The 7,270-nt window shown below is 44.4% G+C and carries 6 protein-coding genes and 5 tRNA genes; 8 read left to right on the forward strand and 3 right to left on the reverse strand.

Features of this window, described 5'->3' with window-relative positions:
- The first annotated feature begins 81 nt into the window (after positions 1 to 81).
- Positions 82 to 158: transfer RNA gene (locus KIV40_RS13790), tRNA-Trp, on the forward strand.
- Positions 159 to 567: 409 nt separating this feature from the next.
- Here the strand turns inward: KIV40_RS13790 and pssA are convergent.
- On the reverse strand, positions 568 to 1,908 hold the full coding sequence (gene pssA / locus KIV40_RS13795) for a CDP-diacylglycerol--serine O-phosphatidyltransferase (RefSeq protein WP_012126555.1): 1,341 nt from the start codon (positions 1,906 to 1,908) through the stop codon (positions 568 to 570).
- A 71-nt stretch (positions 1,909 to 1,979) separates the two neighbouring features.
- The gene (locus tag KIV40_RS13800) at positions 1,980 to 2,411 is read right to left on the reverse strand and encodes a GNAT family N-acetyltransferase (RefSeq protein ID WP_285349729.1); all 432 of its coding nucleotides are present in this window, start codon (positions 2,409 to 2,411) and stop codon (positions 1,980 to 1,982) included.
- A gap of 101 nt (positions 2,412 to 2,512) precedes the next feature.
- Between KIV40_RS13800 and murB the strand changes: the two genes are divergently transcribed.
- Together murB and birA are read left to right on the forward strand one after the other, a co-directional pair.
- Positions 2,513 to 3,556, forward strand: a complete 1,044-nt coding sequence (murB, locus tag KIV40_RS13805) for a UDP-N-acetylmuramate dehydrogenase (protein ID WP_285349731.1) — start codon at positions 2,513 to 2,515, stop codon at positions 3,554 to 3,556.
- A complete protein-coding gene (gene birA, locus KIV40_RS13810) occupies positions 3,553 to 4,518 on the forward strand; it encodes a bifunctional biotin--[acetyl-CoA-carboxylase] ligase/biotin operon repressor BirA (RefSeq protein ID WP_285349733.1) in 966 nt (321 codons plus the stop codon). Before murB ends, birA begins: the two co-directional genes overlap by 4 nt.
- Before the next feature lie 16 nt (positions 4,519 to 4,534).
- Here birA and coaA read toward each other — a convergent pair whose 3' ends face one another.
- Positions 4,535 to 5,458 carry a type I pantothenate kinase gene (gene coaA / locus KIV40_RS13815; protein ID WP_285349735.1) on the reverse strand — a complete coding sequence of 308 codons (924 nt, stop codon included), beginning with the start codon at positions 5,456 to 5,458 and terminating at the stop codon, positions 4,535 to 4,537.
- 206 nt (positions 5,459 to 5,664) lie between these two features.
- On the opposite strand from coaA, the gene KIV40_RS13820 reads away from it, so the two are divergent.
- The 5 genes from KIV40_RS13820 to tuf all read left to right on the forward strand — a co-directional run.
- Positions 5,665 to 5,740, forward strand: a tRNA-Thr gene (locus KIV40_RS13820).
- Positions 5,741 to 5,792: 52 nt separating this feature from the next.
- Positions 5,793 to 5,877, forward strand: a tRNA-Tyr gene (locus KIV40_RS13825).
- 35 nt (positions 5,878 to 5,912) lie between these two features.
- Positions 5,913 to 5,987: transfer RNA gene (locus KIV40_RS13830), tRNA-Gly, on the forward strand.
- Positions 5,988 to 6,000: 13 nt separating this feature from the next.
- Positions 6,001 to 6,076, forward strand: a tRNA-Thr gene (locus KIV40_RS13835).
- Between the two features lie 101 nt (positions 6,077 to 6,177).
- Positions 6,178 to 7,270 (forward strand): elongation factor Tu (tuf, locus tag KIV40_RS13840; protein ID WP_285349737.1); only part of this gene is annotated, 1,093 nt, incomplete at its 3' end.

The raw sequence follows: 7,270 nt of genomic DNA on the forward strand, positions 1-7,270 counted from the left end.
GTCCGCTCCGCCACTTATTTCAAAGACCTCGCTTTTGCGAGGTTTTTTTGAATCTACAATGTGATAAACTGTAGTTTCTACAGGGGTGTAGCTCCAATTGGCAGAGCAGCGGATTCCAAATCCGCGTGTTGGGAGTTCGAATCTCTCCACCCCTGCCATATTCAAGGCTCTAGTCGAAAGACTAGAGCCTTTTTCGTATTTGTATCTTAAGGCCAAAGCAGTGGATTCCCCTGATACTCAAAACAGCGCATGCTGTAAATGTGAATCCCACGGGAAAAGGGTTTTGTTCATACCCTAATATTCACCCCTTCGAGGAGAAGTATCGAGGCAGGGGAGACATTGAAAACCTTCTTATTTACTCGATCTAGCTATTTCCCTCTAAAGTAATCCAACGTAATTGTCTTATGAGTCATTACGGGGGATGCCATAGGGGGGAGTTTGTTTATTCGGGGCTTATAGACTTTGTTGTCCCCTGCTAGTTTTAGTTGCCCTTACCTCCCAAGCTACCAGTAATAAAAAAGCCCAGTACTTTCATACTGGGCTTCGTTATGACTTTAGCTAGACTTCTTAAAGAATACGTTTAAGTACCCCATCAGCTTTGATTCGAGTGATCTTGCGAACTAACTTCTGAACACTTACCGGGTAGTCTTCTACTTTTTCTAGCTGCTTGTAGGTGCAAATAAGCTGAGTATGTTCAAGAATGTTTGCCACTTCTTGTTCAAACTTATCTGTCATCTTGGCGTAGTTATCTTGTACCAATAGACCATTTTCTAGATCCAGTGACCATGCACGAGGGTTCAAGTTATTACCAGTCATCAGCATGTAGCGCTTATCTACCCAAATGCCTTTTAGATGGAAACTGTTGTTATCGTGCTTCCAAAGGTGAATAGATAGCTTACGGGCAGCAATGCTAGCTTCATTTGCTTTAGCGAAACGACGTAAGTTGAGTTCGTATAGATATGGTAAGCCACCAATAGTCTTAAACTCTTCTTCAGGGGAGATGTAGAAGTCGTTAGCAGTTTTGTCACCAACCACTATTGTTACTTTTACGCCTCGTTTCATTGCACGTTTTACTTCGCGATTAATTGCTTTCGGGAAGTTAAAGTAAGGAGTGCAGATAAAGATTTCGTTCTGAGCTGCAGCAAGTAACTTAACGATTTGTTGATTGAGTAAATTACGACGTTTACCTAAACCGACTAATGGCGTCACCTTCACTTCTTCTTCGCTAGCAATTTCTGGTTCAAACTCATAGTTTGCACGTGCAAGTGAAGAGCGAAGTTGGCGAATGTCAGCTTTGATTTCTTTGGTTTCAGGCTTATCTTTGCCTGCTAAGTCGTTGACAGCAGGATGAGCGATCATTTCGTCTTGAATGAACCTCACCATAGAGTCTGCTAACGTTTTATGCTGAATGACATGGTAGCGATCGAAACGGTAACGATCGTTGTACTGAAGGTATACGTTGTTAAGGCTTGCACCACTGTAGATCACGGTGTCATCTACGATAAAACCTTTAAGGTGCAGCACACCAAACACTTCTCTACCACGCACTGGAATACCGTAGACAGGAATAGAATGTTGATATTTCTTTGCGAAGGCTTTGTACAGTGCAGCATTACCTTCTGACGACTCTGCGCCAATGAGACCACGTTGCGCTCGGTGCCAATCTACACAGATATTGATGTCCAATCCAGGATTGCGCTGCTTCGCTTCATAAAGCGCTGTGAAAATTTCACGGCCAGCTTCATCATCTTCCAGATATAGAGCGACTAGGTAAATTCGCGACGTTGCTTTGCTGATCGCTTCAAGAAGACGAGTTCTGAAAGTATCTGCTGCATGCAGAACTTCAAAGTCTTCAGGCTTAACTGCGAGACTTGGCAACTGTTCGAATGGGTTCCTACTTACTATCATACCGGTGTGAGTACCTTAATTAAGTGCAATATTGCGAACCTGACATTTTACCAAAGATATGATTTCTCTGGCTACAAAACCACACCCTTTGAGGTGTGAGAAGTAATGAATTGCATTGGAATGAGATCTTTACCACTCTCTACATAACGCAAATAAGCCATTTTTAATGAATTGGGAAGCTCTGTGCTCTCGATGGTTTTGAATCCATGTTGTGCGTAATAGTTTTCTAAATTGCTAAAAGCAAAGCAATAGTCGCCATCATTGAAAACTTTGCTTGTGCAATGTTCAAGCAGCGCCCCTCCCACACCTGTCCCCCTATATTCCGGCACAACGAGCATACCGGTTAGTAGGCGTGACTTCTCTACCGTCTTCATTCTTAACAAAGCGACGATACTGTTGTCGATACTGGCTGTAATGATTAGCTCGTCTCGTTTTGCCCGTCCAGCGGGATAATGGGCTTTATACAACCTCTTAATAAGAGGAAGTTTGATTGGATTTAACACTTCTATGATTAATGAGCTAGGTATTGTCACTGCGGCTAAAAGATAACTAATGTAGAATGTTCACAGTTTAAGAGAATCTCATCAGGCGTTGCAAATCCACTATGGAAATTAAGAAATACGCGAGCCTTAAGGCTTTCCACACATTTGGTATCGAACAAACCTGTGCGTACCTGGCGATTGTTGAGTCAGTAGAGGACGTAAGACAACTTTTCCAAGACCAAGCTTATCAAGACATACCCAAGCTCTTTCTGGGGAAGGGTAGCAACATGCTGTTTACTCAACCTTATGAAGGTATGGTGATCATCAACCGTTTAATGGGTAAAACGGTCACTGAAACCGACGAGCATTACTTACTACACATTGAAGGTGGTGAAGATTGGCCGAGTTTGGTTGCGTGGAGTGTTGAGCAGGGCATGGGGGGGATGGAGAATCTCGCTCTTATTCCTGGATGTGCGGGTTCTGCTCCTATCCAAAACATCGGAGCTTATGGCTTAGAGTTACAGAGCATTTGTGAGTACGTGGACATTCTTGACCTTCACAGTTTTGAAACAAGGCGAATGACCGCTAACGAGTGCCAGTTTGGTTATCGTGATTCTATCTTCAAGCACGAACTGTATGAAAAGTGCTTTATCACAGCGGTGGGTCTGAAATTGCCGAAGCAGTGGAAGGCGATCAATCAATATGGCCCTTTGCAGAGTATTCCAGAAGATGAGTTAACTCCTCTCGCTATCTTTGAACGCGTTTGCCAAGTGCGTATGGAAAAGCTGCCTGATCCAGCGAAAGTCGGCAATGCAGGCAGTTTCTTCAAAAACCCTGTGATCAGCCAAGATCATTATGATCGCCTAATTCAGCAGCACAGCAATATGGTGGCTTACCCAGCACAGGGCGGAATGAAGGTCGCAGCGGGATGGTTAATAGACCAATGTGGTCTTAAGGGTATATCGGTCAATGGTGCTCAAGTGAATCCACTGCAAGCTTTGGTGTTGACTAATGTTGATAACTGTAGTGCTGATGATGTGGTCGACTTAGCATCTCTGGTGAAAAAGACCGTTTGGGATAAATACCAGATTGAACTTGAGCACGAAGTTCGTTTTATGAATAACAAAGGTGAAACCAATCTAGCTGAGATTGAGGCTAAACAATGAGAAAGGAACACTCTGTAAAGCTGCATATCCTCAAGTCCCTTAGCGATGGAGGTTTTCATTCCGGAGAAGACTTGGGGCAAGAACTTGGGATATCTCGAGCTGCGATTGCTAAGCACATTAAAGGGCTTAATGACTGGGGCGTTGATATATACCGTATCCAAGGACGTGGTTATCAGTTAGCACAACCTTTGCAGTTACTCGACGAAGAGAGACTTCAAGCTCAACTGGATACTCCTCTCGAGCTTATTTCTGTGATCGACTCTACTAACCAATATCTACTCGATCGAGTCAATGGTTCTGTGAAAGGGCGAGTCTGCCTAGCAGAATATCAGGCGAAGGGGCGAGGGCGACGTGGTCGTCAATGGGTATCGCCTTTTGGTACAAACTTATACTTATCCATGTACTGGCGTTTGGATGCTGGTATGGCAGCGGCTATCGGGTTGAGCTTGGTTGTTGGCATTGCCGCTGTGGAAGCTATCGAAGAGTTGGGTATTCAAGGCGTTAAACTTAAATGGCCGAACGATATCTACTACCAGGATAAAAAGCTCGCGGGTATCTTAGTGGAAATGTCTGGGCAAGCAGGCGGTGCAGCGCATCTGGTTATTGGTATGGGGCTTAATATTGGTATGCCAGACTTGCAGCCGGACATTGATCAGCCTTGGACAACTTTGAATCAAGTTAGTGATGGTTTTAGCATCGACCGAAATGACCTAGCGCTCAAGTTCATCAAACATTGGAAGATGGCATTAGAAGAATACGAAATGACGGGATTGGCCGGTTTTGTTGAACGTTGGAATCGTTTAGATAATTTTATTGGTCGCCCAGTGAAGTTACTAATGGGCCCAAGAGAAGTGCATGGCGTTGTGAAAGGCATTGACCAACAAGGCGGTGTTGTTCTAGAAACCGAGAATGGATTGGAGACCTACATTGGTGGTGAGATCTCTTTAAGAAAAACGGAATAGAGCGATCAAGCTAGCATTACTTTCTCAGTGATACTTTATCAACCAAGTGGCTTGGTCCTTTGTGTAAGATAAGATGGGCTCTTTCTCGAGTGGGAAGAATATTATGCTCTAAATTGAGTCCATTAATATCATGCCAAATTTGCTTTGCCTTATTCTTTGCTTCTTCCACTGAGAGCTGAGTGTAATGACTAAAGTACGAGCCAGGCTTGGTAAATGCCCCTCTACGAAACTTCAAGAAGCGCTCTACATACCATTGCTCGATGGTTTCGGTTTCCGCATCCACATAAATAGAGAAATCAAGAAAGTCTGAGACAAACACACGATGAGGATCATGCGGGTAGTCCATACCGCTCTGTAGGACATTTAATCCCTCGATAATAAGTACATCAGGGCGATCTACTTTCTTGCGCTCTTCAGTGATGTCATAAGTAATGTGTGAATAAACCGGGACTTCTAAATTCGGCTGACCGGCTTTTACATCGGAAACGAATTCGACCAAGCGTTTAATGTCGTAAGACTCCGGGAAGCCTTTACGATGCATGATACCTTTCTCTTCCAATACCTTCTTTGGATATAAGAAACCATCCGTTGTTACAAGTGCAACTTTTGGGTGGTTATCCCAACGTGATAGCAAAGCCTCTAGAAGTCGCGCGGTCGTACTCTTACCAACTGCTACACTGCCTGCGATACCAATAACAAAGGGTGGGGCATGTTCTTCTGTGTTGAGAAATTGCTGAAGTACCGAGTTGCGGCTTTGGCGAGCCTGAACGTACAGATTTAAAAGGCGAGACAAAGGAAGGTAGATCTCTACCGCTTCCTCCATAGTGAGGTTTTCATTAATGCCTTGAAGCGCAGTTAAATCATCTTCAGATAGTGTCATTGGAACAGAATTACGCAATTCTGCCCATTCGGCACGGTCAAATGACAAAAATGGACTCATGGGTCTCTTTTATCCTTGGTTTCATAGAGAGCAAGAACATACAACAAGCTCCGTGCAAAGCAAACGACAAAGCTCGAAAGTTTGCTTTAAAAAGCGAGGTTTGTATGATTTTGCAGCAATTGATTCTAAAAAGTCTAATTTTACGTTTTTTTTTGAAATAGCTATTGCAACCTAGAAAATCATTCAATAGAATGCGCACCACTTATGCCGACTTAGCTCAGTAGGTAGAGCAACTGACTTGTAATCAGTAGGTCACCAGTTCGATTCCGGTAGTCGGCACCATTCTTTCCTGTTTCTTAGAGAAACAATTGTAGTAAGAATGGCTTGAAATTTTGGAGGGGTTCCCGAGTGGCCAAAGGGAGCAGACTGTAAATCTGCCGGCACTGCCTTCGATGGTTCGAATCCGTCCCCCTCCACCATATTCTTTAGGAAATAGCTCTCAGAGTTACGTGTTGCGGGCATCGTATAATGGCTATTACCTCAGCCTTCCAAGCTGATGATGCGGGTTCGATTCCCGCTGCCCGCTCCACTCTAATTTGAGTGCTGATATAGCTCAGGTGGTAGAGCGCATCCTTGGTAAGGATGAGGTCGGCAGTTCGAGTCTGCCTATCAGCACCAGCTCTCAAAGTTATTTCCTTTTGATATAAGATTTACCAATTATCTTTTTTGGTTGCGTGGTCAATTCGGGCCACCTAAATCCGTACCTAGAGGGACTACTCATGTCTAAAGAAAAATTTGAACGTGTAAAACCGCACGTAAACGTTGGTACTATCGGCCACGTTGACCACGGTAAAACAACTCTAACAGCTGCTATCTGTACAACACTTGCTAAAGTATACGGCGGTGCTGCTCGTGACTTCGCATCTATCGATAACGCTCCAGAAGAGCGTGAGCGCGGTATCACAATCGCTACTTCTCACGTAGAGTACGACACTCCAACTCGTCACTACGCACACGTAGACTGTCCAGGACACGCGGATTACGTTAAAAACATGATCACTGGTGCTGCACAGATGGACGGCGGTATTCTTGTAGTTGCTGCTACAGATGGTCCAATGCCACAAACTCGTGAGCACATCCTACTAGGCCGTCAGGTTGGTATCCCATACATCATCGTATTCATGAACAAATGTGACATGGTTGACGATGAAGAGCTACTAGAACTAGTAGAAATGGAAGTTCGTGAACTTCTATCTGAGTACGATTTCCCAGGTGATGACCTACCAGTTATCCAAGGTTCTGCACTAGGCGCACTAAACGGCGAAGAGCAGTGGGAAGCTAAGATTGTTGAACTAGCAGAAGCGCTAGATTCATACATCCCTGAGCCAGAGCGTGCAGTAGATATGCCATTCCTAATGCCTATCGAAGACGTATTCTCAATCCAAGGTCGTGGTACAGTAGTAACTGGCCGTATCGAACGTGGTATCCTAAACGTAGGTGACGAAGTTGCTATCGTTGGTATCAAAGACACTACTACTACTACATGTACTGGTGTTGAAATGTTCCGTAAGCTTCTTGACGAAGGTCGCGCTGGTGAGAACGTTGGTGCACTTCTACGTGGTACTAAGCGTGATGAAGTTGAACGTGGTCAAGTACTAGCTAAGCCTGGTTCAATCACTCCACACACTAAGTTCGAGTCAGAAGTATACGTACTTTCTAAAGATGAAGGTGGTCGTCACACTCCATTCTTCAAAGGCTACCGTCCACAGTTCTACTTCCGTACAACTGACGTAACTGGTGACATCTCTCTACCAGAAGGCGTAGAAATGGTAATGCCAGGCGACAACATCCAAATGCAAGTTGAGCTAATCG

The sequence above is a fragment of the Vibrio sp. D173a genome, assembly GCF_030248475.1.